This window comes from Paenibacillus litoralis, from assembly GCF_046244365.1.
In the GTDB taxonomy this organism is placed as follows: Bacteria; Bacillota; Bacilli; order Paenibacillales; family NBRC-103111; genus Paenibacillus_V.
Map to the genome: position 1 here is coordinate 2,907,395 of NZ_CP176395.1, position 26,177 is coordinate 2,933,571.

General features: G+C 53.7%; 17 protein-coding genes and 2 tRNA genes. 12 read left to right on the plus strand and 7 right to left on the minus strand.

Features of this window, described 5'->3' with window-relative positions; genetic code table 11:
* The gene (locus ACKGJP_RS11690) at positions 1 to 1,047 is read right to left on the minus strand and encodes an AI-2E family transporter (protein WP_409345827.1); all 1,047 of its coding nucleotides are present in this window, start codon (positions 1,045 to 1,047) and stop codon (positions 1 to 3) included.
* A 174-nt stretch (positions 1,048 to 1,221) separates the two neighbouring features.
* Between ACKGJP_RS11690 and ACKGJP_RS11695 the strand changes: the two genes are divergently transcribed.
* The 3 genes from ACKGJP_RS11695 to ACKGJP_RS11705 all read left to right on the plus strand — a co-directional run bounded on the left by ACKGJP_RS11695 (position 1,222) and on the right by ACKGJP_RS11705 (position 3,869).
* A complete protein-coding gene (locus ACKGJP_RS11695) occupies positions 1,222 to 1,902 on the plus strand; it encodes a response regulator transcription factor (RefSeq protein WP_409345828.1) in 681 nt (226 codons plus the stop codon).
* A complete protein-coding gene (locus ACKGJP_RS11700; protein WP_409345829.1) occupies positions 1,899 to 3,659 on the plus strand; it encodes an ATP-binding protein in 1,761 nt (586 codons plus the stop codon). Before ACKGJP_RS11695 ends, ACKGJP_RS11700 begins: the two co-directional genes overlap by 4 nt.
* A gap of 123 nt (positions 3,660 to 3,782) precedes the next feature.
* Positions 3,783 to 3,869, plus strand: a tRNA-Leu gene (locus ACKGJP_RS11705).
* Between the two features lie 283 nt (positions 3,870 to 4,152).
* Here ACKGJP_RS11705 and ACKGJP_RS11710 read toward each other — a convergent pair.
* Positions 4,153 to 5,271, minus strand: a complete 1,119-nt coding sequence (locus ACKGJP_RS11710; RefSeq protein ID WP_409345830.1) for a glycosyltransferase family 4 protein — start codon at positions 5,269 to 5,271, stop codon at positions 4,153 to 4,155.
* Between the two features lie 234 nt (positions 5,272 to 5,505).
* On the opposite strand from ACKGJP_RS11710, the gene ACKGJP_RS11715 reads away from it, so the two are divergent.
* From ACKGJP_RS11715 to argS, 6 genes are all read left to right on the plus strand, one after another.
* Positions 5,506 to 5,592 (plus strand) — tRNA-Leu (locus tag ACKGJP_RS11715).
* Positions 5,593 to 5,975: 383 nt separating this feature from the next.
* The gene (locus tag ACKGJP_RS11720) at positions 5,976 to 9,053 is read left to right on the plus strand and encodes an ATP-binding protein (RefSeq protein ID WP_409345831.1); all 3,078 of its coding nucleotides are present in this window, start codon (positions 5,976 to 5,978) and stop codon (positions 9,051 to 9,053) included.
* Positions 9,031 to 10,194: a response regulator gene (locus ACKGJP_RS11725; RefSeq protein WP_409345832.1), complete on the plus strand. Its 1,164-nt coding sequence runs from the start codon at positions 9,031 to 9,033 to the stop codon at positions 10,192 to 10,194. The genes ACKGJP_RS11720 and ACKGJP_RS11725 overlap by 23 nt, the downstream gene beginning before the upstream one ends.
* Before the next feature lie 151 nt (positions 10,195 to 10,345).
* Entirely contained in the window at positions 10,346 to 10,930 is a 585-nt protein-coding gene (locus tag ACKGJP_RS11730; RefSeq protein ID WP_409345833.1) for an RNA polymerase sigma factor, read from the plus strand.
* Positions 10,923 to 11,993 carry a DUF4179 domain-containing protein gene (locus ACKGJP_RS11735; protein WP_409345834.1) on the plus strand — a complete coding sequence of 357 codons (1,071 nt, stop codon included), beginning with the start codon at positions 10,923 to 10,925 and terminating at the stop codon, positions 11,991 to 11,993. The genes ACKGJP_RS11730 and ACKGJP_RS11735 overlap by 8 nt, the downstream gene beginning before the upstream one ends.
* A gap of 172 nt (positions 11,994 to 12,165) precedes the next feature.
* Positions 12,166 to 13,884: an arginine--tRNA ligase gene (gene argS / locus ACKGJP_RS11740; RefSeq protein WP_409347136.1), complete on the plus strand. Its 1,719-nt coding sequence runs from the start codon at positions 12,166 to 12,168 to the stop codon at positions 13,882 to 13,884.
* Between the two features lie 543 nt (positions 13,885 to 14,427).
* Here the strand turns inward: argS and ACKGJP_RS11745 are convergent.
* Positions 14,428 to 14,838 (minus strand): YjdF family protein, encoded by a 411-nt coding sequence (locus tag ACKGJP_RS11745; protein ID WP_409345835.1) that lies wholly within the window; start codon positions 14,836 to 14,838, stop codon positions 14,428 to 14,430.
* A 283-nt stretch (positions 14,839 to 15,121) separates the two neighbouring features.
* Here ACKGJP_RS11745 and ACKGJP_RS11750 point away from each other — a divergent pair, with 283 nt between their 5' ends.
* Complete coding sequence (locus ACKGJP_RS11750; RefSeq protein WP_409345836.1) at positions 15,122 to 15,340, plus strand: YqzE family protein; 219 nt, start codon at positions 15,122 to 15,124, stop codon at positions 15,338 to 15,340.
* A gap of 42 nt (positions 15,341 to 15,382) precedes the next feature.
* Here the strand turns inward: ACKGJP_RS11750 and ACKGJP_RS11755 are convergent, their stop codons facing one another.
* The 3 genes from ACKGJP_RS11755 to ACKGJP_RS11765 form a co-directional block, all read right to left on the minus strand.
* Complete coding sequence (locus tag ACKGJP_RS11755) at positions 15,383 to 16,402, minus strand: hypothetical protein (protein WP_409345837.1); 1,020 nt, start codon at positions 16,400 to 16,402, stop codon at positions 15,383 to 15,385.
* Between the two features lie 120 nt (positions 16,403 to 16,522).
* Positions 16,523 to 17,647 carry a YqhG family protein gene (locus ACKGJP_RS11760; protein ID WP_409345838.1) on the minus strand — a complete coding sequence of 375 codons (1,125 nt, stop codon included), beginning with the start codon at positions 17,645 to 17,647 and terminating at the stop codon, positions 16,523 to 16,525.
* Between the two features lie 29 nt (positions 17,648 to 17,676).
* Positions 17,677 to 19,488: a DEAD/DEAH box helicase gene (locus tag ACKGJP_RS11765; protein ID WP_409345839.1), complete on the minus strand. Its 1,812-nt coding sequence runs from the start codon at positions 19,486 to 19,488 to the stop codon at positions 17,677 to 17,679.
* Positions 19,489 to 19,856: 368 nt separating this feature from the next.
* Here ACKGJP_RS11765 and ACKGJP_RS11770 point away from each other — a divergent pair, with 368 nt between their 5' ends.
* On the plus strand, positions 19,857 to 20,699 hold the full coding sequence (locus ACKGJP_RS11770) for a biotin/lipoate A/B protein ligase family protein (RefSeq protein ID WP_409345840.1): 843 nt from the start codon (positions 19,857 to 19,859) through the stop codon (positions 20,697 to 20,699).
* Between the two features lie 257 nt (positions 20,700 to 20,956).
* On the opposite strand, the gene dat is transcribed toward ACKGJP_RS11770, so the two are convergent.
* Positions 20,957 to 21,796 (minus strand): D-amino-acid transaminase, encoded by an 840-nt coding sequence (gene dat, locus ACKGJP_RS11775; protein WP_409347137.1) that lies wholly within the window; start codon positions 21,794 to 21,796, stop codon positions 20,957 to 20,959.
* A 624-nt stretch (positions 21,797 to 22,420) separates the two neighbouring features.
* On the opposite strand from dat, the gene ACKGJP_RS11780 reads away from it, so the two are divergent.
* Positions 22,421 to 26,152: an LAGLIDADG family homing endonuclease gene (locus ACKGJP_RS11780; RefSeq protein WP_409347138.1), complete on the plus strand. Its 3,732-nt coding sequence runs from the start codon at positions 22,421 to 22,423 to the stop codon at positions 26,150 to 26,152.
* The last annotated feature ends 25 nt before the right edge of the window (positions 26,153 to 26,177 follow it).

Here is a 26,177-nt window from a genome sequence, read left to right on the forward strand (position 1 = left end):
TCACTCCTCCTGATCCTTATGCATTGGCAATGACTGGACGGGCTGGACGGGCTGCCCCAAGGATTGCACCTCCAAAATATCAAGCAGAAACACAAAAGTCGGAATGCCGACAATAAGACCCCAGATTCCGAAGAAATGCTCGGAGAAGAGGAGCACGAGAAACGTGTAAAAAACAGGCAAATGCGTTTTGGAGGCCATCAGCCTGGGGTTAAGCACGTACGCCTCGATCGCGTGAATGACCGTAATGGTAATAATCAGATAGATTACATAAGGAAAGCCGCCGATGCTGAATGCGATGGCGCCCAAAGGAACAAGGGAGAAGAATACGCCTGCCACCGGAATGAGCCCTAGCACGAAAACGAGCAGGGCCAAGCCGATTAGATTCGGGAAGCCCATAATCCAGAGGGCGGCCGTCGTCAGGATGCAGTTAATGAACGCTATCATCAGCTGCGCTTCGATTACTTTGCCGAACGTTTGCAGAAATTTTTTGCCGAAGTATTCGACCTCCGAGACGAACCAGCCGAGTTTGCTGGTGCGGAATTGTACCGTGAACCGGATGACGTTCGCTTTGCCGAGCAAAAGGAACAGGCTCAGGATCAGCGCAAGGAAAGCCTGCAAGCCCAGATTGCCGAGTTTCATCATCATATCAAGTCCGGGCTTCACGATACTGGGCATGTCAATATGATCGAGCAGCGACAGCAGATAGCTTGCCAGCTCGTCGTGAGGATCCTCATACACCTGCTTCACGAGCTCGAATACTTGATTGGCTTGACGGATCATCGCCGGAAATAATTTGACGCCTGCGAAAGTGATAACCGCAACGAGCATGATATAAAGCGAGGCAAGCACGAGCTTGGAGTCGATCGGGACGATTTTATCGAGTGCACGCTTCACGTGATGATGCAGCTGATTCATGAGGAACGTCGCAAGGAACGTAAGCAGAAGCAGGTTCAGCATGCTGCGGAGCCCGAATAACAGCAGGCAAAACAGCGCCAAAACGGCGAAGCGGCGAACGTCTTTTTTATTCAGCAGAGCCCAAACATTCATAAGAACATCCTCTCGGTCGGGGGTACGATGACATAATAGTTTCATTATAAGGCCGCTTTGTGTATTTCATGTGTCTGTATCCGAATATTTTCGGCAATAAGGTACACACAAAAAACACAGTTCGCGGTTATACTTACATCTGAATGCGTTTTTACCGGAGGAGCTGTCGCGTTTATGGAACGAAAGGTACTGCTTGTCGAAGACGAGAGCTTGATCCGCGAGATTACAGCCGACTATTTCCAGCGGGAGCAGTGGACGGTTTATGAAGCGGAGACCGGGCAGCAAGCGCTGGAGATGCTGGAAACCTTGAACGCCGATCTTGTCGTTCTGGATATTCTCATGCCCGAATTGGACGGCTGGACGGTTTGCAAGCGTATACGAGAGCGCTCGGCGGTACCGATCATCATGCTGACGGCCAAATCGGAGGACGACGATAAAATGCTCGGCTTCGAGCTAGGCGCCGACGACTACGTGACGAAGCCTTTTAGCCCCAAGGTGCTTGTCGCCCGTGCCAAAAGCTTGATGAAGCGCGTCGAAGGAACCGTCGGCAAAGAGGATAGCTTGCTTACCCTCGGCCGGATCTCCATTAACAAACGATCGCATCGCGTAGACATAGACGGGCGCGCCGTCGAGCTTGCGCCCAAAGAGTACGAGCTGCTGCTGTATCTTATCAAGAATGAAAATATCGTGCTTTCCAGGGAGACGATACTGGACCATGTATGGGGCTTTGATTATTTCGGGGATTTGCGTGTCGTGGATACGCATATCAAGAAATTGCGCGGGAAGCTCGGCAATGAAGCACGCCATATCCGCACCGTTATCCGATCGGGCTACAAGCTGGAGGAGGACCGATGAGCAAACGCGGAGTAACGTTCAAGCTGTTCGCGATTACCGCGCTTTTTTTTCTATTGTTCTATGCCATCGTCATGCTGGGCCAGCTGCTCTTTTTCGAATCGTTCTATCAGCATCAGAAAATATCGGGCATGCAAAAAAAACTGCACGCCTTCGGGCAAAAGTATGAGCAAAACCGGTGGAGCGATCAGCGCATCTCCCAAGAAATGGCTCTTTTTATTAGTCAAAACAAGGCTCAGCTTGCGATTCTGAATCCCGAAGGAAAGCTTAAATACGATAATTTATTCCGCGTCGTGATCCAGGATGACAACGGCCGTACGGTCAAAATTTCGCTGTTTTTCATGTTTGATTCCGAGAAGAACGAATTGCTTCAGGCGAATTTGAAACGGGGCGACCGGATCGAGGTGCAGGGCTATTACGAAGATGCGGCGACCAAAGATTTGTTCTATCCGGTCGTCATCCATAGAGAGGGAGCCAAAGATATCGGCAGCTTGCCGAGCGGCTCGGAGGCGGAGGAGCTGGAATCGATTTCCGGCGTCATCACGGACGCGCTGCTGCCGCACCCGAACCAGTGGAACATGAGGCAGGGCTTGCTCTACCTTGCGCTTAACGAATGGTTTCCGCTGTCGAAAGCCCATAAGGAAACGCTCGATAACGGGGAGATGATCAAGGAGGAATGGACGGAGTCGCTAAGCGGCATGCGCGGCTTCGTGGCGGTTCAGCCGATTATGCAGGGCGGCAAGGTGAACGAACTGATCTTCGTGATCGTCTCCTTGCAGCAGATCAGCGAAGCTTACGATGCGCTAAGGCTGTTCTATCTCTATATCGGAGCGGGCGGAGTCGCTTTAATTTTGCTGCTCTCGCTAATTTTTTCGAAGATTGTGGCCAAGCCGCTTCTCGCGCTTAACCAGATCGCTCTGCGCATGGCCAAGCTCGATTTTTCGGTCAAGTCGCCGATCCGGCGAAACGATGAATTCGGCAGCTTGTCCTTCAGCTTGAACAGGCTGTCCGAGACGCTCGACGATACGCTTAAGGAGCTGCATCAAGCGAACGGCCGATTGCGGGCCGATGTGGAGCACAAGCAAAGGATGGAGCAGATGCAGAAGGAGTTTATTTCGAATGCCTCTCATGAATTAAAAACGCCGCTAAGCATCGTCAGAGGGTTTGTGGAGGGGCTTCGGGACAAGATCAGCGAAAGCAAACGCGAACGCTATCTCGATGTCATTTTGGATGAAACGGAGAAGATGGAAGAGCTGGTGAAGGACATGCTCGAACTGACGAAGCTGGAATCGAAGACGATTAAGCTAAAGCGGAGCCATTTTGCGGTGAGCGAGCTGGCGGAGGACATTGTCGACAAGCTGGCCAATCAGTTGAACGAGAAGCAACTGACGGTCGTCACCGTATCCGGCGAAGAATTTCCCGTCCATGCGGACCGGTCCAAAATCGAGCAGGTGCTTTTCAATCTGTTGATAAATGCCATCCGCCATGCCGTTCCAGGCACCGAGATTGCCCTGCGTATCGACAAAGAAGGGGAGCAGGTGCGCATCGCGATCGAAAATGAAGGGGAAGCGATTCCGGACGAACAATTGAACAGCATTTGGGAACGGTTTTATCGGGTGGAGCGGTCCAGAAGCCGAAAAACCGGAGGAACGGGGCTGGGGCTCGCCATCGTCAAACATATTTTGGATTTGCACGAAAGCCGCTATGGCGTTATGAATACGGATCGGGGCGTCCGCTTTTATTTTGAATTGCCCATATAGCGCACGGGAAAGCAGCATCGGAGAGCGGGTACGGTTTGCTAAAAAAGTCGCAAGATGAGCTTGACGCCATACGATAGGCCGTGATATGATAAAACCCGTTGACGCGAGAAGCTGAGACGAAATGCGGTCGTGGCGGAATTGGCAGACGCGCTAGATTCAGGTTCTAGTGGGGTAACAGCCGTGGAGGTTCGAGTCCTCTCGACCGCACCATACCTAAAACAGCGAAACCTTCAGTGTATACTGAAGGTTTTTTATTTTTGAATGGCAAGCCAGATAGAATTCGATAATCCGTTTTGGGCAAAAAAACACCATCTTGAATAAGGAGGCCACTGAAGAACTTCTGCCGTGCCAAATAGACCCGAGGATGCATATCCGTGCCTGTGATACAGAAAAAAAGTACCGTCTCCTCCGTTTTCTTGAGGGACAGTACCTTTTCCAGCAACAAGGGACTTCTTCAGTGACCTCTGAATATGGCGGCGGGTAGGATCGTGTGCTAGCCTTTGTTTCTGTAGATGGATTCAAGCCGGCTCGCCGTGGCGCTCCAGCCGAACTTATTCACGGCGTCGTGACGCGCTTTTTGCGACAGCTTGCGGGCAAACGATTTATGCTTGTGAACGTTTACGATCGCTTTGGCGAAGGCATGAGGGTTTCTAAAGTCGGAAACGAGCAGACCGTTCTCGCCGTTCCGGATAATTTCCGGAATGCCCCCGATTCTCGAAGCGACCGTCGGCACGCCGCATGCCATGGATTCGACGATGACGAGACCGAACGCTTCATGCTTTTGAGAAGGGCATACCATGCAATCGCCGATCCGGTATACCTCATGCATTCTTTTGCGGGTAACGTAGCCCAAGAATCGCGCGGATACCCCTTGCCTTGCGGCCAGCTGCTTCAAATGCCCCTTGTAGGACGCTTTTTCAGTCCCCCCCGCAATGACGAGCTTGATGGAAGGAATGGACCTCTTGGCGATTTTGGCCGCTTTGATCAGCACCGGTATGCCTTTGCGAGGAATGAGCCTTCCGGCAAAGACTACCGTAAATCGCTTCGATACGCCGTATTTTTTGCGCAATGCCGCTTTCTGGCCTGCGGTAGGAGGCTGAAACTGCTGCAGGTTGGCACCCAAGTGAACATACCGTACGCGGGCTGCGAGTGACGGGAACATGGCACGCAGGTTGCTGCGAAGCGAGCGGCTGTTGCCGACGATCAGGTTGGCATGAGTAAGATCGCGCAACGCTTTACTGCGTGACGTCATAGGGCTGGATACGAACGTGAGGGAATGCAGAAAGACGGAGATGTTCGCATTCGGGAAAAAGGCTCTTACTTTAGGCGCGTAGCCCGGCCTGTTATCGATCTGGATCATGTCGAAATGCCGGCCTTTCACATGATTCAGTGCAGCGCTCAAATAGCCTGACGCTCCGGCTGCCGAAAATCGGAGGATCGTCAAGTTTCCTTCCCGGCTGCTGCTCGGATAACGCTTCGTTTTGCGGCTAAGGACCGTCACCTTATGCTTGAGCGCGAGCTTCTTCGAAATTTGATAGATGCAGTTTTCCACCGAGCTGCCGACAATCGGCGGTACAGAATTTTGCCATGGGGCGATAATCAGTAAATTCATCGGGCGTAAGCTCCTCTTCATCGTCATGATAGAGCGAGGCTCTTTTCGAGCATTTCGATATTGTATGCACGTTGCAGGCAGATTCGGAGCGGTACCTACCTACTAGATTGAAAGATGGGTTATTTGGCGAAGAGAATACTAGATTTCTTGCCAATAGATGCAAATCATAGCTTGACTGGGCAGGAGGCACCGTGCTATGATGGTACTCGTTGACGCGATAAGCGGAAACAAAATGCGGTCGTGGCGGAATTGGCAGACGCGCTAGATTCAGGTTCTAGTGGGGTAACAGCCGTGGAGGTTCGAGTCCTCTCGACCGCACCATATGATCAAGGGTTTCAGCTCATGAGCTGAAACCCTTGTTTTTTTGAATCGAAGGAAAACCGATGTCAGCTTGACGAAAGCGAGAGCCGCTTCCTTGCTCAGAATTTGTCCAGCGGCGTGTGTTGTTCTTCTGAACATCCGCTTGTTCAATCGCTTGAAGCCCATATCCGGATTCGGAGCATTCGAAAGCCTGAGAGAAGTCTCGGGTCCTTTTGCATACAGACTGCAAGGCAGATCATGGTTGCTGCACGGTAAAACTGCGCTAGTCCAAATAGTGGTGTACATCGCTCTTACAGCCTCGTATGATGAAAATAAAACGAGACGAAGAAATCAACTTTGCAGTCGCATCATGCAGCGGATTTTATATAGAAGGAGAACGTTCGATGCAAAAGCTGAAAGTCACGGGATTGTTGGTCCTGGCCATGAGCTTGTTTGTTGCCTGTATGATCCTGCTTACCGGGAGCGTCTCGGCAGACGATGCGCCTAAATCGGTCAAGGGCGTAATGGACTTATCGAAATGGAGCTTCCCGGAGAACGGACCTGTTCGATTAAACGGGGAATGGGCATTTTACGAGGGTGAATTCGTAAGTCCGCTTCAGCCTCAAACAGCGAAAAAGCCTGATTACGTCCGCGTACCCTCCCGCTGGGAGCGCTACGAGCTGGCGGATCGAACGATGCCGCAGCATGGCTACGGTTCGTTTCGGCTGCATGTCAAGCTGTCACCCTCGGAGACTAAGGAGCTCGGCATACGCGTAATCAATATTAAAACGTCCCATCGCATTTACGTGAACGGCAAAGAAATAGCCGCATCGGGTGAGCCGGGAACGTCTCTCGGCAGCACGGTATCCAGAAACGCTCCTTACGTGCGGTTTTTCACTTCACAGGGAACCGACTTGGAAATCGTCATCTATGTCGCCAACTTCAAGATGGCCAAGGGAGGCATAACGCATCCGATTTGGCTCGGCGAGCAGGAGCAAATAATAGGGCAACGGGAAATGTCCATCGCGCTGGATCTTATTTTGGGAATGAGCGTGTTCTTGCTCGCCATCTACTTCCTAGCGTTGTTCCAAATGAGGTCGCGGGAGCGTTCGTGGCTCTATTTCGGTCTTTTTTGCCTGACGGGCAGCATCTATATATTCGGTCAAGGGGAGAAGCTTCTGCTGATGGCCATTCCCGGGCTTTCCTACGAATGGGTGACCAAAATCCAGTATAGCGCAGGCGCGGTTTCTACCTATTTTATGCTCAGGTACACGCAGTTCGCTTTCTTGCAAATTTTTCATTCGGCTGTCAGAAGGGCGTCGGAGTGGCTGCTGGTCGGCTGGATTACGCTGATTCTTGTAACGCCGGTGCAGATTTATTCCCAGCTTGATTTCATGTATTTTCTAGCCATGCTGATTTTGCTGTACCTGATCTATGTTCTGGCCCTTGGCGCCGCTAGAAGACTCGAGGGCTCCGGCTATATGATGGTAAGTGCGGCGGCTATTTTCACCTTGATGCTGCTGTTTTTACTCAGTCTTATGGGCTTTCAGCTGCAGCCCTGGCTATTGCCTGCCGTGATGATGATCCTGCTGTTCTCGCAGGTTCTGCTTTTGTCCAAGCGGTTTACGAATGCTTTCTCGACGGTGGAGCAATTGTCGGAGAGGCTCCTGTCCATGGATAAGGTAAAGGACGACTTCCTGGCGAACACGTCCCACGAGATGAGAACCCCGCTGCATGGCGTCATTAACATTGCGCAATCGCTGCTGGAAGGGGCGGCCGGCAGTTTGAACCCGAAGCAGGCGGAGAACATGAATCTGATCGTGGCGACCGGCAAGCGAATGGCGAATCTGATCAACGATATCCTGGATTTGTCCAAACTAAAAAACGGCGACGTCGCATTGAACGTGAAACCTGTCGAGCTTCGCCCGTTAATTGAAGTCATGTTTGAAATGTTTCGCGTTATCGCAGGCGGCAAACCCGTGCATTTCGTAAACCTGGTGGACAAAGACCATCCATACATAATGGCCGACGAAGACAGGCTGACGCAAATTTTATACAATTTGATCGGCAACGCGCTGAAGTTTACGGAGAGCGGGGAGATTGCCGTTTCGGCCTCCCGGGTAGGCGATTGGCTGCATATTACCGTCACGGATTCGGGAATCGGCATTTCGCCCGACAAGCATAACGACATATTCGAATCGTTCGAGCAAGTGAACGGGGATATCGCTCGCAAGTACGGAGGAACCGGTCTAGGACTCAGCATTACGAAACGGCTGGTCGAGCTTCACGGAGGAAGTATCGGCGTCGACTCGGAAGCCGGGAAGGGAGCTTCCTTCACCTTTACGATCCCTATTGCCGAACGTGCCGGAGAGAGGCTCGCGGAAGCCGGGAATTTGGAGACGCGGTTGTCGGAGTGGAGCGTACCGGGCAAAGCGGCTATGCCGGAACGGATTGAGCTTCAACGGCACGGGGCCTATACGATTCTAGTCGTCGATGACGATCCCGCCAACAGACAGGTTCTCGTTAATTTGCTGTCGGTAGACCATTATTCCGTGCTGGCCGTATCGGGTGGCGCAGAAGCGCTTCAGGAGCTCCACCGGAAGCCGGGAATCGATCTCGTTATTCTCGATCTTATGATGCCGGGCATGTCCGGCTATGAGGTGTGCATGCTGATTCGCGAACGGTTTACGTTATCCGAGCTGCCGATCGTCATGCTGACCGCGAGAAACTGGCATGACGATATGGTAGCGGGCTTTAAGGCGGGAGTTAACGATTTTCTAGGGAAACCGGTCGATGCGGGCGAATTGAAGGCGCGTATCCGTACGCTGCTTGAAATGAAGCGTTCGGCGAGCGAGAGGATACGGCTGGAGATGGCGTTTCTCCAGGCGCAAATCAAGCCGCATTTTCTCTTTAATACCTTAAACACGATTATGGCCGTCAGTTATAAGGATGTTCAGAAGGCTCAGCATTTGCTTGGGGAGTTAAGCCATTATTTGCGCGGGAGCTTCGATTTTCAAAATCTGGAAAGGCTCATCCCGATTCAGCGCGAGCTGGAGCTGGTTGACTCCTACCTCTATATCGAACAAGCTCGTTTCGGCAGCCGGCTTCGTGTCGTTCGCAATATCGAGGAGCCTATGCATATTTTGATCCCTCCGCTGACCATTCAGCCCATTGTGGAAAATGCGGTTCGCCACGGGGCGACGAAAAGGCAGGGCGGCGGTACCGTGACCATCTCCGTTCGTCAGACAGGCGGAGAAATTATCGTCGTTGTGGAAGATGACGGTCCCGGCATTACGGAGGAAACGATAGCGGACATCGAGAAAGGCGGCTCCACAAAAGGGGTCGGCCTGTCCAATATTCAAAAACGGCTGAGGTCCATGTACGGCAAAGGGCTGAATATCGAGAGCGCTCCGGAAAACGGGACGAAAATACAGTTTACAATAGAAAAGAGTGGATTGGATGCTGCGCGCCATCATTATTGACGACGAAGAGCCGGCGATCGAGCTCATGCATACTTTGTTGTCCGTTTATGAAGAGATTGCAGTTGTGGGAATGTATACGTCGCCGGACGAGGCGCTCCGTCATGTTCATGAAAGCAAACCGGATGTGCTGTTCCTGGATATCGAGATGCCGGAGAGGAACGGGCTGGAGGCTGCGGAGCTATTCGGCGCCGCTTATCCGGGCATCGACATCGTATTCGCAACCGCGTATAACCAATACGCGACCGATGCATTCGAATTAAGCGCGATCGATTATATGATGAAGCCCGTCACACAAATGCGCCTGAACAAGACGGTTTCGCGCTTGCTGGCCAGAAGGAAGACGGCAGGCGAAAGCCTGGTGCCAGTTGGCTGGAAGAAGGAAGGAGACGCCGGGAAAGCGGAGGAGGGATTCATTTGTTTCGGTTCCTTCGCATGGAAGTCCGGGAATGAAGCGGAAGGAACCGTCAAGTGGAGAACGTCGAAGGAGCGGGAGCTATTCGCCTACTTGGTGCACAATCGAAACATCTACGTGCAGAAGGATAAAATCATCGAAGACCTCTGGGGAGACGTCACCCTGGAGCAGGCCAAAACCTTCTTGCATACGTGCGTGTACACGATCCGTAAAAAGCTTGACGGGAGCGGTCATGCCAGTGCCCTGGAATATAAAAACAACAGCTACCGGTTGAATACGTCGGGCATCGCTTGCGATGCCGAGCAGTACGAACGGTTTGCGGGCAGCGAGCCGGATGTCACGGCGGCGAATATAGCGGAGGCGGAGCGGGCTGCGTCCCTATACAAAGGCGAATATATGGAGGGCTACGTTTGGGCGATGGATAAGCAGGAGGAGCTGAAGCTCGCTTACCTTCTTCTCATGAAAAAAATAGCCGCACATTACTTGTCCGTCGAGAAATTCCAAACCGCTCTGACTTTTTTGAGGCTTGTTTTGCAAAAGGAGCCGTTTCTCGACGATGCCAACGAAATGATGCTGGCTACCTATGCGCGCATGGGGGACCGCGTTTCCATGATCAAGCACTACGAGCAGTTCGCCAAGCTGTTGAACGAGGAATTAGGAATCGAGCCGCTCGAATCTACGGTGCGATTGGTGGACAGATTGATAGCGGGCGGCAAGGAAAGGGGATAACGATGGAATGGCGGAAAGGAGGGCTTCGGCAGTTGGCCGAAGCTTTTTGATTTATCCGTTCATGTCTATATAAAAGTTTTTTAGGGCAGAAATGAACGATTTTCCATTTTGGGTTGTATATACAGTAGGAAATGAAAGAGAGGTGAAGGCATTGTGGACAGATCATCGCTATTTGATTGAGGCTTGCAAACGGCGGGAGCCGGAGGCGATCGAAATCTTTTTCGACCGTTACCAGCAGCTCGTTTACCGTACCGCGCTTCTGCTGACCCGGAATCCCTCGCTTGCGGACGATGCGGTGCAGGATACGTTTCTGCGCGTTCTGGCTAAGCTCGACCGATACGATCCGGCGTTTCCTCTTGAAGCCTGGCTGTATCGGGTCAGTGTGAACGTAACCAAAAATTTGCTGCGGAAGCACAAAATCGTATCTTTTTTCAAAGGGGGCGGCGTGGCGCCGCAGGAGCAGCGCATACGGGGAAAAGATGAACCATCCTACGCCTTGCTCGCAAAGGAGCGCGACGATCAGCTGTGGGAGCGGGTTTTGGCGCTTCCTTACAAAAACCGGGTTGTCATCGTAATGAAATATTATCACAGCCTGAGCCAAGAGCAGATAGCCGAATCGCTTCGCATTCCGGTCGGTACGGTAAAATCAAGGCTCTTCCACGGATTGCGCAAGCTCAGGAAAGGCATGGAGACCAAAGATGCGTTAGATCGGGAGGCGCTGTTTCATTATGAATGAGGAAAATGCGATAAGGCGGATCTTCGCGGAAACCGCGGAACGGTATGAAGTGTCATCGGGCGTCAAACTAAGATTGCTGAAAAGGGCTGCGGGCGAGGATGCTTGGTTGAAGCGCTCGAATGTCAGGCTCAAACGTTTCTCATATGCGGCTGTCAGCTTAACCTTACTCTTGCTGCTGGCGTCATTCGACTTCATCAATCCGGCCGTTTCGAGTGCGCTGGATCGTTTAGGAAGTCTGTTCGAAACGCGCGGCGACAAAGGATTAAAAGAAGCTTTTGCGGGCGGTTACACGGTAAATCTGAACGAAACCCGAACGGATCAAGGCATTGAAGTAAAGGTGACCGATTTTTATGCCGATGCGCTTCGGGTCTCATTCGGATTTGAAGTGAAGCTTGCTTCTGCGGTTGAAGACGGGGCCGTTACCCTCCGCACGCTGCGTATCGACAATTTCAAATACATGACGAAAGCGTGGGATGTCAGCCAGGCGGCGGCCGAACTTGTACGAGTAGATGATAATCTCTATGCCGGCACTAAGGAAATTTTGGGGTATCCCGTGAAAAATGTTTTGACGCGAGAGGATTTCGCATCGTTACCCGATTTGGACAATACGCGGCTCGTCATCCGTCAAATCGCGGGCGTTGCGGGCAATTGGTCATTCGATATTCCGCTCGATATGCGTAAGGTCAAAGCTTCGACAAGGTCGATTGCCGTAAACGACACGAAGCAAAGCCCCGAAGATAAAGTAACGCTCGAAGCGGTTACGTTTACGCCTAGCGGAACGGATGTCCGGTTCTCGGTAAGAAGCGAGGACATCGACATCGATCATACTGCGTATCTGCAAAAGCTGTACGCCGGGCTTACTGTTATGGAGTCCACCGGACGTTCGCTGGCTCCGCTGCTTGAGAACGACTTGCCAAAAGGACAGTCCTATTGGAGTATCAATAACGGTGAGGTGCATGCGTACTTCGAACCGGTGAAACAGGTGCCGAAGAGTTTAACGGTAAAGCTGGACAGCCCGCTTAAAGCGGAATTCGAAGTCGACCTGCGCGGGAATGAGCGCTGAAGATCCTGCCGCTTACCTTTACTTCCTCCCGCGGCTCCTATATAATATATGTGCTGCAATCGTGAAGCACCCCAAGCGCGGGGTGTTTTATTGTATCGGCGGTTGATGCGATCGACAAGGTCGTTTTACATACAAAACTATAGACCACGAAACGGGGAACAAGCGCGTTATGATCAATTTCAAACAAGTGATTGCGGAGCAATTGAAGCCTCATATGGAAGGCGTAGAGCTGGATACGATCGTAGGGATGCTTGAATATCCGCCGAATTCCGAGATGGGAGATTTGTCGCTGCCGTGCTTCAAGCTAAGCAAGTCGATGCGGAAAGCGCCCGCGCAAATTGCGGATCAGCTGAAGGCCGCGTTTCCCGAGCATCCGGCCGTCGAACGGATCGAATCGGTATCCGGTTATTTTAACGTGTACTATAACAAGGAGTTTTTCATGCGGGAGGTCGTGACGGAGGTTCTCGTCAAGGGTGACCGCTTTGGTGCGCAAAGCATCGGACAAGGCAAGAAAATCGTTATCGACTTCTCTTCGCCGAATATCGCCAAGCCTTTTCATATCGGGCATTTGCGCTCGACGATGATCGGAAATGCGCTGTACCGGATCTTCTCTTACCTCGGTTACGAGTGCGTCGGCGTTAACCATCTGGGCGATTGGGGAACGCAGTTCGGCAAGCTGATCGTCGCTTACAAGAGATGGGGCGGCGCAGAGGAAATCGAATCGAACGGCATTGAAGAGCTGCTTGCGCTGTACATCAAGTTCCACGAGGAAGCGGACAGCAAGCCGGAGCTGGAGGAAGAGGCACGCGGCTGGTTCGTCAAGCTGGAGCAAGGAGACGAGGAAGCACACAAGCTGTGGACTTGGTTCGTGGAAATCAGCCTGAAGGAATTCCAAAAGATTTACGATCTGCTTGGCGTCAGCTTCGATTCGTATGCGGGCGAAAGCTTCTATAACGATAAAATGTCGCCGGTCATTCAGGAGCTGAAGGATAAAAAGCTGCTTGAGGAAGACGACGGCGCGCTGCTCGTCAGACTGGACGACTACAATATGCCTCCGGCGCTCATGGTGAAGAAGGACGGGGCTACGCTCTACCATACGCGCGACGTGACGGCGGCGATCTACCGGAAGCATACGTACGATTTCGAGAAAGCCATCTACATTACAAGCTATGCGCAAAACCTTCATTTCCAGCAATGGTTCAAAATCATCGAGCTGATGGGTTACGAGTGGGCGAAGGATCTTGTGCACGTGGCGTTCGGTCAAGTCAGCTTGGAGGGCGCTAGCTTATCTACCCGCAAGGGGAACGTGATCAAACTCGAGGAGCTGCTGCATAAGGCGATCGATAAAACGCGGGAAATTATCGCGGAGAAAAACCCCGATCTCGCGAACAAAGAAGAAGTGGCGCGTCAGGTCGGCGTGGGCGCGATCGTGTTCAACGATCTGAGCGCAAACCGGATCAAGGACGTCGTCTTCTCCTGGGAGGATGCGCTTAGCTTCGACGGCGAAACCGGGCCGTACGTCCAGTACGCACACGCACGCGCATGCAGCGTACTGCGCAAAGCGAACGGCAGCGCCAGCATCGAGCTGGGCTTTGACGGCGCCTCGTTCGACGCAGCGCTGTTGACGAATCCGGAGGCGGTCGAGCTTGCCCGTCAGCTGTATTTGTTCCCGGAACGCGTACAGCAGGCCATGGAGAAGCTGGAGCCTTCCATCGTAACGCGCCATCTTGTCGATTTGGCGCAAAGCTTCAGCGGCTTCTACAGAAGCAGCATCATACTCGTCGAAGACGAGGCGGTGCGAAGCGCGCGTCTGGCGCTCCTCAAAAGCGTGCAAACGACGCTTAAAGCCGGACTGCGGCTGATCGGCCTCGAAGCGCCGGAGCAGATGTAAGGGAAGGCTTGCAATCCTTAGTTTAGTGAATCTTGTTTCGCTAGGTTCACTTTTTGCTTCAGAGCATGCTTTCCATGGATCAAGTAACTGGAAAAACGCCAGTTACTTTCGTCAGATCGATCTGCCGTTTCGAACGAACTGGATTTTCTCCATCTGATTCTACCCACTACCTGCATAGATGGGGGAATTCACTAAATGAACTGTAGATTTTCCAGCTAGATGGCGCTTCGAAGCCTCTAGGAGCAACAAGAACAGCATGTTTTCCAGTTAGCGAATATGCGAAAACTGCCGTTTTTCTTTTGTATCAACTTTTACAACAAGAAGGATGCCTTGCTAAGCGATAGCTTAGCAAGGCATCCTTCTTTGCTGCTTACGGGCGACCTCAAAAAGCGGAGAAACGACCTCTAATGGACGGGGCGCTTTGCGTTCGCTTTTTTGCTGCGTACGAGCGACCTCAAAAAGCAGCGAAACGGCTTTAATGGACGGAGCGCTTTACTTTCGCTTTTTTGCCGCGCAGCGCCTCAAAAGTCGGCGAAACGACCTCTAACGTCCGCGGTGCTTCGCCTTCGCCTTTTGGCGTGCGATTTCCCGCTTGCGTTCCCGCAGGAGCTCCCGCTCTTCGCGGGTTTCGCTTTTGCGGATCCGCTTGCGGTGCTCGAGCTCGCTCTTGAGCGCTTCTTGCGCATACGTGGATACGCCGCTGCGAGCCATTTCGGCAGCCGCTTGGCGGGCCAAACGCTTCGAATTGATGCTACGGCGGGCCGTATCGGCATGCGCAACCGATTGGCTCGTCGCTTCGAGGCAATGCAGCATCTGGCGCTCCACAAACTCGAGCACCTCCGCGTCATGCGGCTCGGCCCCGAAAATATGACGGCACGCCCTCAGCTTTCCGTCCGCCTGCTCTTCCACGATGCCAACCCAAAAATCTCCTGCAAAGTATACGGTAAGCTTCATTGCAATCCCCTCCGTAATGAGTTACGGAGCGACGGACATCCCGAAGGGGGAAGGATATGACGCCGTCGCGGAGTTACGACGCAACCGGACTACCAACCGGACTGTGATTTTACGCTCGTCATGATTATAGGAGGCGTCGCCGGTAGACGGCAAGGGATAGTTTGGATCGAAATCAAACATTCCTCGGCCGATCGAACGCCTAGGTTGAAACCGGTCGTTTCGGGAAATACTGTGTACAGGCGAAACGGGCAGCACGAAAAAAGGTGACGAAGGAGGAGTTCCCATGGCCAAAAGCGATGAGCTCGTCAAGTATATTACGCAGCAGGTTACCCGGTACTTGGATACGCCAAAGGAAATCCGCAAGCAAGTGAGGCTGGAGCAGCGGGTCGTCAAAGTGCAGGAAAGCTGGCAGCATCGGTGGTTCGGCATGCTGCCTTTTGCGATAAAGATGTGGGCGGACGGCAGACGAAAAAAGAAGGAAACCCCAACGCCGCGAGACTGATGCGGCCGGAGTTTCCCCAATATAGGAGGAGAGGAGAAAAACCTAATGGAAGAAATGCCCTTTGGCTGCCATTTCCCGATACGGTACGTATCTGTCGCCGTCATGATCGACGGCTAGAAAGGCGATGCCGTTAGAGAAAACCGTGTAGCCTGTAACCGCTAAGGGATACGTTGCTTGCCCGGCAAGCAGTTTCGCGCGATAGGTAAGTTCACCGGTTTGTGCGAGCTCGCGCTTCAAATCGTCTATGGTCGATAACGACAACGGATTCCCTTGAATCCATGCCGCGCGGTCGTTCGGGTCAAAGGCCGTTACAGCCGTTTGCTCATTTACTTCAGCCAAGCTGCCGGTTAAACCGCCGTAAGCGGCAGACTCTGCCTCCTGCTTTTCGGCAAGTTCTTCAAGTCTCGGCATGCGTTCGCCTGTTTTGGCGTCAAAGTAAAAGGTATCGTGACGAAGCGTTACCTTCCAAAAGCTTTCAAGCGGTCCGAAATAATAACGTTCCTTCTCCAGCAGCGGCTCTGCCGCAAATTCGGTTAATGTATAATTCGCTATGATTTCCCGCTGCATCATGGATTGATACAGCGTTTGCATACTGAAAAGCGGTTTATTTCCTGTGCCGTATTCCGTTAGAGACAGGTTGCCTTCTTTGTCCGATGTGACGATCAGATAGCCGATCTCGCTGCCGTTTTTCTTGAGTAGTACGACCCAACTGTGCGTGCCTGGACCGAGAGGGAAGGTTTCCCATTCGGCGTCTTTCCATTCCGAAAATGCGGACTGCTTCGATAGCATGGCGATCCAGCCGCGTATATGCTCATCAAGCGGGATAGGCTCGTTTGCGCCGCCGTTCTGCGCCGGTGCCGATTGGCCGGCTTCAGGCTTCGCGCCGATTAAACCGTTTACAGAAATGGCGTCGGTGGAGCCGGCCTTTGCAGACCCTTCCGCTTGTTCCGTTGCGGCTGCCTTGACGTGGTGGCTGCGCTCGGGCAGATGCCGGGATGGAAGCAGGAACAGATCGCTAAGGCCAAGTACGAGCAGCGTCAAGCAAAGGGTTAACTTTTTCATGATTCACCTGCCGTTGTTGTGACTTCCATTCTATGCACTCATTGTACCGAATATGACTTGAGAAGTTTGTTTAATTGTGCCGGCGGCCGCAATAAAAATTGCGGCTATTTTTGTGGGCTTTTAGCGAGCGGCGTCGGCTCTTGGCGCCGGCGCCGCCTCCAAGTGAAACAAACCGCAGTTAATGACGGAAACCTGAATGCGCGGCCGGTGCTGCCATTCGATTTCCTGCTGCCGCTTGAGGTATTGCGCCTCCGCCTCTTCCTTCTGTTCGGCTTCGAGGCTTTGCAGCAGGTCGACATAATAGTCGTCAATGCGCGTCAGCTCCTCCTGCAGCCGTTCCGTTGCGCTGTCGGCCCAACCGTGATCGAGCGCTTTGAGCTTGGCGAACAGCGAGTTTTCGAGTATCGTGGCGGCGCGGTTCAGGCTTATTTTGGTCGGCTGCAAAAAAATGTTGGCCGGCAGTTTCGGTGACAGCTTCTTCTCCAGCATGTGCGGCATGAAATGCTCGATGATTTCGCCGGATGCTAGATCGATGCCGAGCGAATGAAGTTCGTCCCGCTTCAAGTCGCAAGCAAGTTCGACCTTAAAGTTGACGCCGAGCCAAGTCGAGTAACCGGTATGCGCTAGTCCATATCCGCTGCGGTCCGGCTTTCCTGCAGTCGTAAGCCTTGTGCCGGTGCCGGCTGGCTCGGCGGTATTTGCGGCGCGTTGGGAAGCCGGCTGCTCGAAGAGCCTGACGAAGCGTCCACGGCTTTGCGCGGCTGCGAACAATTGCTCCAGCCGGCGGCTGCCGAAGCCGACCTCCTCTCGCGGAATACGGCCGGTCGGCGACGGCGGCACGATACCGAAATAACGGCCGAGGATGGAGTCCTGGGATTGGCCTCCAGGTGCGGCACCAGGAGCGGCTGCCGCCGTGCCGGAAGGAGCGGAAGCTGCACCGACTGTAGGTCTGGCTGCAGGATAGACGCCGGTTTTCGGCGGAGTCTGCGATTGCGCCTGAGCCTGAGCGGATTTGTCCGCAGCTGCGTTCATTTTCTCCGGGTCGAACACGAACGTGTAGGCCATCGTCTCCGGCGGCGCTCCCGTACGCTCGACGAAGCCCCAATAATAGTGGCGGTTCGTTAGCGCTTTATCCGCTTCGACCGACAGCTTGACGGTGACATGCGCAGCACCTTTCTCGATAATTTGGCAGTCGGTCGCTTCCAAATAGCGCATAACGTATTTTTGCACCTGCTTTGCGTTCAATGGCCGTCACCTCTTTCTAGGGGTAGGATTCATCGCCCTTGCTTCGAAACGATTCCCGTATCGTATACCGGGATGGCTTGCCCGACGGCGTCCACGATCGCCGCGAGCGGCAGCGAGTCGTCTTCTTCCTGCTCGACATCGCCGCGTATCGTCCGGAACGAGTCGCCGAGCTCGTCCAGCTTGCTGCGGATGTCGCGTTCGTCGTTCGCTTCCACCACCAAGCGGAGGAGTTGGGCTTCCAGCGAAGTTTTTTTCTCCATGCGCTCAAGGATGACGTCGAGGCCGCCGATGACGAGCTCGAACAGATTGATTTTCTCATGCAGCAGCGACAGGATATGCTCCTCAATCGTGCCGTGCGTGAACAGGTTGTAAATGCGTACGTCCTCCGTCTGTCCGAGCCGATGCACGCGTCCGATCCGCTGCTCCACCCGCATCGGGTTCCAGGGCAGGTCGAAGTTGATCATGTGATGGCAAAACTGCAGGTTGATCCCTTCGCCGCCGGCCTCCGTCGCGATCAGCACCTGCGCACGGTTGCGGAACAGGTCCATCATCCAGTCCTTTTTGCCCCGGTTCATGCCGCCCCGGTACGGAACCGCAACGATGTTGCGTTCGCGGAAAAATTTCATCAAATATTCCTGCGAAGCGCGGTACTCCGTAAAGATAATCGCCTTGTCGCCGATTTCGTTGATCAGCTCCATCGTTTTCTCCGCTTTCGTGTTCGCTTGAATGCTGCGGATCAGCTCGACGAGCTCCCATATTTTCGGCCGGACGGGGGAATCCTCCGCGGTTTTCTTGAACAGGTTCACAAGGGTCACGAACACCGCATCCCGGCTCGAGCAAACCTCCCGCTGCAGCGTTACGAGCGACAAAATGCTGCTAAGATCGCCGCCCGCCTCCTTGAAGCGGCCCCGGACGAAGTCGGTGACGCCGTCGTACAGCGCCTGCTCCTCGGTCGAGAGGGTAAGCGGGATATTCTTGACGATGCGCTTGGTGAACGAGATGCCGCCGTCGCTCCGCCTGTTGCGGATCATGACCTTCGAAAGATTTTCTTGGAGCTGCTGCTCGTTCTTCGGGATGCGCTTGTCCACGACGAAGTTTGCATTGAAGCTGCCCTGGCCGCCCAGCTGACCCGGCTTCAATATCGTAATCAGGTTGTACAGTTCGTCCAGATCGTTCTGCACGGGAGTGGCGGTGAGCAGCAGACAATATTTTTTGCGCAGCTGGCCGACGAATTGGTAGTTGGTCGTCTTCTTGTTCTTGAGCTTGTGCGCCTCGTCGACAATGAGCATGTCGTAGTCGATTTGCAGCACCGTATCGCGGTGCGGATCGCGCTTCGCCGTATCGATCGAGGCGACGATGACGTCGCATTGCGTCCACATGTACGCTTTCTTGTGGGCGACCGCCGCGATGCCGAACTTCTGGTTAAGCTCGCGCACCCATTGCAGCACCAATGATGCCGGCACGAGAATAAGCGCTTTTTGCACTAGTCCGCGAACCATATATTCCTTCAAAATGAGTCCGGCCTCAATCGTCTTGCCGAGTCCGACCTCGTCTGCGAGAATCGCGCGTCCGCGCATCTCGCAGAGCACTTTCCTGGCGGTGTCGAGCTGATGCGCCATCGGCTTCAGCTGCGGCGTATGCAGCAGGCATTGAAGCTCGTCGAAGCTCTTCACCTGACGGGATTGTTCCGCCTCCAGCGCGAGCTGGCTCAGCGTCCAGTCGTCCCATGGACCGTTCTTGTCGGAGCGCGCTTGCAGGTCTTCCAGCCAGCCTCTGTCAAAATGCACGTTCAGCCGCTCGTTTAACGGGCGCGTGACGTCCGTAGGTTCAGATTTACGCATCATATCCCTCCCGCATCTCGGTGTGGCGGCAGCTACTGGCGGATTCTTCGGCGGCTAGCCGATATTCGCTTGTAAGCGACAGCCGCAGCGGATTTCCATAGCTTCCGCCTGTCGGTCCCGGAGTAACCGACAGTCATCGGATAATATGTCGTTAGTATGAACCAATTGGCGGCATTTCATAACTTTGGCAGAGGAAAGCGGAGCTTTTTGACCGCGGTACGGGCTTCCGCCTTCTCTGACTATTACCCAAGCCGCCGGTCTCTTAAGCAGGAGGGATAGAAGACGGCGGTTTCAGGGACGGGCGCAGGTTTTGACGGAAGGGCGGAACTCGTCTACTATAGAAAAGGAAGAAAGCGAGGGTTGCGCGTATGGTGACATGGCGATTTATCGATTCCGGATTGCGGTCCGCTGCCGCTAATATGGCGCTCGACGAAGCGATTCTTATCGCGCACAGCGAAGGCAAGGCACCGCCTACCGTGCGCTTTTACGGCTGGGAGCCCGCTGCGCTCAGCATCGGATATTTTCAGAAGGCTGAAGCCGAGGTCAATTTTGAGGAGCTTGCCAAGCAAGGGCTCGGCTTCGTGCGCAGGCCGACCGGCGGCCGTGCGGTTCTGCACGATAAGGAATTAACCTACAGCATCATTGTGGAGGAGTCGTATCCGGGACTGCCGAGCTCGGTGACGGAAGCGTACCGGGTGCTGAGCGAAGGACTGCTGCAAGGCTTCCGCGGTCTCGGTCTGGACGCGCACATGGTCACGCTGGCATCGGAGGAGGAGAAGCAAAAATATGCGACGATCGGATCGTCCGCCTGCTTTGATTCGCCCTCTTGGTACGAGCTGGTTGTGGAGGGCCGCAAAGTGGCGGGCAGTGCGCAAATGCGGCAAAAAGGCGTTGTACTGCAGCACGGCTCGATCCTGCTGGATTTGGATACGGAGCAGCTGTTTGCCGTGCTGAAATTCCGCAGCGAAGCGTTGAAGGAAAGGCTTATGGCTTCGTTCAAGGATAAAGCGGTCGCCGTCAACGACTTGCGGGCCGCGACCGGACAAGCGTCTGCTACGATCGGCGAAACGAAAACGGCATTCCGCGCCGGCATTGCCGCGGGAATGGGTATCGCCTTGGAAGAGGCGGCTCCGACCGCATACGAAGAGGAGCTTGCCGCCAAGCTGCTTGCCGAGAAATACGGGACGGACGAATGGAATCTTCGCCGTTAGGCGCGGATATAGGACGCTGGCCGCTTTGGGCCGGACCGCCGCAATTCAATCTATCTATGCGGTATGCGGTTGGGAAGAAGTGAGGTTGCAAAGGGGCAAGAGCATCTGCATTTCTGTGTTTCTGCTGTAAGTTTCTTGCTGAATAACGAACAAACCTCCAGGCCCGCTGTTGCAAGCGGACTTGGAGGTTTGTTCGATTAATGGGAAGCGTTTTGCAGTTGACGTATTTAGTAGCCCTTATAGGCTCTAATATGATATTACCCTTCCATATACGCTTCGAACGCTTCCTGCAGCCGGCGGCTTACGGGTCCCGGTTTCCCGTCAGCGACGGGCACGCCGTCAAGCTCCGCGACCGGAGTGACTTCTGCCGTAGTGCTGGTGATGAACACCTCGTCGGCGGAACGCAGATCCTCCAGTGTGAAGGCCTCCTCGCGTACCGACAGATTCAAGCGGAATGCCAGCTTAAGCACGACCGCGCGCGTAATGCCGTGCAAAATCAGATTGTTGGCCGGATGAGTACGGATCGTTCCGTCTTTGATGATCATGACGTTCGACGAACTGCATTCGGTCACCGTGCCGTCGCGGTGAAAAATAACCTCGGCGGCGCCAGCTTCCGCCGCTTCCTGCTTGGCCATCACATTTGGCAGCAGATTCAGCGTCTTCAGGTCGCAGCGAAGCCAGCGAATGTCCGGACGGGTTATGACGCGAATGCCGCCGCGTATCGCATGATGCGGTCTGGATAGTTCGCTGCTGTAGGCCATCAAGACGGATTCGACCGGCGGATTCGGAAATGCATGACCGCGCGGCGCTTCTCCCCGGGTAAGCTGCAAGTAGATAATGCCTTCCTTAACGCCATCTGCTGCCAGCAGCTTCTCAAGTTTTTCGTCGATTTCGGTGATCGGGTAGGGGAGCGGAATGCGCGTTTGTTCGGCGCTGCGCTCAAGACGCCGATAATGAGCGTCCTTTTCAAACAAACTTCCGTTATAAATTCGAAACACCTCGTACACGCCGTCTCCGAAATAATAACCGCGGTCATTCGGCGAAATGCGAACTTCCCCGTTGTTTACGAATTGATTTTTGTACAGCATCATGACGATTCCCTCCTTGGCTGTTCTTCTGGCAGTATGTTCGTCGCTATCGATGCTTTCTATTATAACGCTTGGTGCCTGCATCTTTCAAAAACGGAAGTCAAGAGAGGCTAGTCCATGAAAAAGAGAGGGCGATAGCGAAAGTAACAGCAATTGTGCTTTTTAGCAGCCAAATACGGGTAAATTGCTCTGTTTATCATTAGAAACACCATATATAGTGGTGTATAATGGAACTCACACCCATATATACCCCCTATTCGTAATGAACGGACGCTTGGAAATTCCTCATACAGGCGGCTGTTCCGCTTTCGATTCTCGTATTCGTTGCTTTTCCGACCCGCACAACCTATTTATGCTGCCTGATAACTTCCTTCGTCATTCCCGACGCTGCAGCCGGAAACAACCGCTCTCTCAGAGCGATTCGGCTTTGATTTTGCATGGAAACGAACCCGCTCGGTTTGGATTCTTCGTATGCTTTCATTCTTTACCGGGGGCAATACCTTGCAGGTTATCGGGTATTATTTGGCGACGGCTTGTATGTACGGTTCGTTCTTTACGGACGTTAACGGTATAAGGTTTTGGAGCGGGGCAGGGAAGGCAAACTCATTTAATCCCGTATTGGAGGTTTTGCAAGTGGAGACGGCGCAGCAATCACGGCTTGAAGGACTTAGCGAAAAAATATTTCTGGACAGGTACGCCCTGAAAAATCCGGACACCACACATACGAAAGTTGGAGATACCGTTCTCGTACTGACGAAGGACGACCCCAAATTCCCGGCGAAGGAAGTCGGCGAAGTGATCGAAAGAGACGGACAGCGAGTAAAGGTCAAGCTCCGCAATGGCGACATCGTGGATTCGACGATCGAGAAGCTGACGCTGAATAAGGAGAATACGCCGGAGCAGCTGTGGAATCGGCTGGCTGCGGCGATGGCGTCCGTCGAGACGACGCCGGAGAAGCGTCAGGAGTGGACGGAGAAGTTTCGTTACCTGCTGAACGACTGGAAGCTTGTACCGGGCGGGCGTATTGCGGCCGGCGCCGGCGCCAGCGATGAGCTGACGCTGTTCAATTGCTATGTCATTCCGTCTCCGCATGACAGTCGCGGCGGCATTATGACGACGTTGACGGAGATGACCGAAATTATGGCCAGAGGCGGAGGCGTCGGCATCAATCTGTCCTCGCTTCGTCCCCGCAGGGCAATCGTTCACGGCGTAAACGGCTCGTCAAGCGGCGCCGTATCCTGGGGCGGGTTGTTTAGCTACGCGACCGGCTTGATCGAGCAGGGAGGCAGCCGCCGCGGTGCGCTCATGCTGATGATGAACGACTGGCATCCCGACGTGATGGATTTTATAACCGTCAAACAAACAATGGGGCAAATTACGAATGCCAACCTGTCGGTTTGCGTCAGCAACGGCTTTATGGAGGCGGTCAAGGAAGACGCGAACTGGGATCTTGTTTTCCCGGACACGACCGATGCGGATTACGACAAGCTGTGGGACGGCAATCTGAGCAAGTGGAAAGAGCTCGGCAAGCCGGTAAAAGTCGTGAAGACGGTTCGCGCACGCGACATTTGGCACACGATCATCGAATCAGCTTGGAAATCGGCCGAGCCGGGCGTCGTGTTCATGGAGCGTTACAATGATATGTCAAACAGCTGGTATTTCAATCCGATCATTGCCACTAACCCATGCTTCCATCCGGATACGCGAATTTCTACCGAGTTTGGGCTAATCCGAATCGAAGATCTTCATAAACAGCAAGGGCGTGAAGCATTTCTAACTGCGACCGATGCCCGATTGTTGAATGTTTTGCGAGTAGTAAACGGCCGTTCTTATGAGGTGCCTGGTACTATCATGCGGACGGCAACCGTATTTCCGACAGGCCGCAAGAAGACGATTCGCGTCTCTCTGAAAAACGGCATGGAGCTGAAGGTGACTCGGGATCACCGCATTTATACGGATGAAGGCTGGAAAGAAGCGAAAGACCTGAAGCATGACGATTACGTCTACATTCAATCCGGAGAAGGGCGGTTTGCCGCAAGCGACGAGTTGGGCGAAGCATGGGGAGCATTCCTGGGTTGGCTGACTGGGGACGGTTGGCTTTCGAAACGCGGAGAGGTAGGCATGGTTTTCGGTAGGGACGATACGGAAGTTATTTCTCGCATGATCGAAATCGGTAAATTGCTTACCGGCGTCGAAGCGAAAGTATACGAACGCGAGAACGGAACATTCCAAGTGAACTGGTGGCGCAAAGCGTTTGTCGAACGTCTTCAAGAGTTGGGCATCAAGCCGGTAAAAGCTTTTGAAAAAGAAGTTCCTTCTGCAATCTTTACTTCAACTAAAGAGACCGTAGTCGGCTTTCTTCAAGGTTTGTTCAGCGCAGACGGAACGGTTTACGAGAACGATGAAATGCATCGCAGCGTAAGGCTTACTTCTTCGTCCAAAAAATTGCTCCAAGACGTGCAGCAGCTTCTGCTGAATCTTGGCATACACGGTAAAGTTTATTTGAGAAGCAAGACAAATCAGGCGCAATTTACCTATGTGACGTTGGACGGCGAGCATAGAGTTTACGAATCGCGCGAATTTTACGAGTTAATCATTAGCGGGAACAATCTGCTTATGTTTAAGGAGCAAGTCGGATTTGGTCTTGTTACACGAAAGCAGCAAGCTTTGGAGCGAATCGCGAGAGCATCCAGGAAAACCGAGAGGTTTCAATCGCAGGTCGTTATGCTTGAAGAGGGCGAAGAGGTCATCGTGTACGATATTACCGAGCCGATAACGCATTCCCTGGTAGCGAACGGATTTATCGTTCACAACTGTGGAGAGCAAGGCTTGCCGCCATGGGGCGTATGCAACCTTTCGGCCGTCAATTTGTCAAGGTTCTATGATGCAGAACGTCATGACGTTGCGTGGGAGGAGCTCGGACGCACGGTGCACTATTCGGTGCGTTTCCTGGACAACGTTATCGACCGGACGCCGTATCATTTCGAAGCGAACGAAAGGAACCAGAAGAACGAACGCCGTGTCGGACTCGGCACGATGGGGCTGGCAGAGCTGATGATCAAGCTGGAGATCCGGTACGGAAGCCCGGAATCGCTTGAATTTCTGGATAGGCTGTACGGATTTATGGCCAAGGAAGCTTATCTGGCCTCAGCGGACATCGCGGCGGAGAAAGGCCCGTTCCTGAAATTCGAAGCCGAACCGTTCCTGCAAAGCGGCTTCATGAAGCATATGACCGGCGAATTTCCGGAGGTAGGCGATGCAATCCGTGCCAACGGGATGCGGAACGTTACCGTCATCACGCAGGCGCCGACCGGGAGCACCGGCACCATGGTCGGAACTTCGACCGGGATCGAGCCGTATTTTGCATTCGAATATTATCGGCAAAGCCGGCTGGGCTTCGATAAGCAGTTCGTGCCGATTGCGCAGGAATGGCTGGAGAAACATCCGGGCGAAGCGCTTCCGCCGCATTTTGTGACGGCGATGGATTTATCCGCGGAGGACCATATCCGTGCACAGGCGGCGATTCAGAAATGGGTCGACAGCTCGATCTCCAAAACGGCGAACTGTCCGACCGACTTTACGGTTGAGGAAACGGAGCGGCTTTATGAACTCGCATTCGACTTAGGCTGCAAGGGCGTCACCATTTATCGCGACGGCAGCCGCGACGTGCAGGTGCTGCAGACCGAGAAGAAGGACGACGCAGCCGATGCGAAAGCCGCTGAAGAAGCGGCAGATCAAGATGCGGGTGCCGCCATGCTGGCCGCCGAGCATTCCGCCGAAGCGTTGGCATCGTCCGTATCGGCCGAACCAGTGCTTGACAAGCAGTACAAGAGTCGTCCGTCCGTACTGCGCGGTGCGACCTATAAGCTGAATACGCCGTTCGGGATGGCGTATATTACGATCAACGATCTGAACGGAACGCCTTGCGAAATATTCCTGAATGTCGGGAAAGCCGGCTCCGACGTATTCGCCATGTCGGAAGCGCTCGGCCGCGTCTGTTCGCTCTTCTTGCGCTACGGCGATCATGGAAACAAGGTGCAGCTGTTGATTAAGCACCTGAAGGGAATCGGCGGCTCAGGCGCGATCGGCTTCGGCCCGAACCGCGTCGAATCGATCGCGGATGCCGTTGCCAAAGCGCTCGAGATGCATCTCGAGGTGTCCGGCAGCGAGGTGTATGTCACCGCTGCAGCCGAGGCGCCGGCGATCGTATCGCCGCAATCGCAGCCGGCGGTTAAGCCGCTCGCATCGGGAGCGACCGCCATCAGGCAGAGCAAGGATCTGTGTCCGTCCTGCGGATCGGCGTCGCTGATCAATACCGAAGGCTGCAAGACTTGCAGTACGTGTGGATATAGCAAGTGTTCGTAAAAGGACACGGGAACTTTAGTGCAAT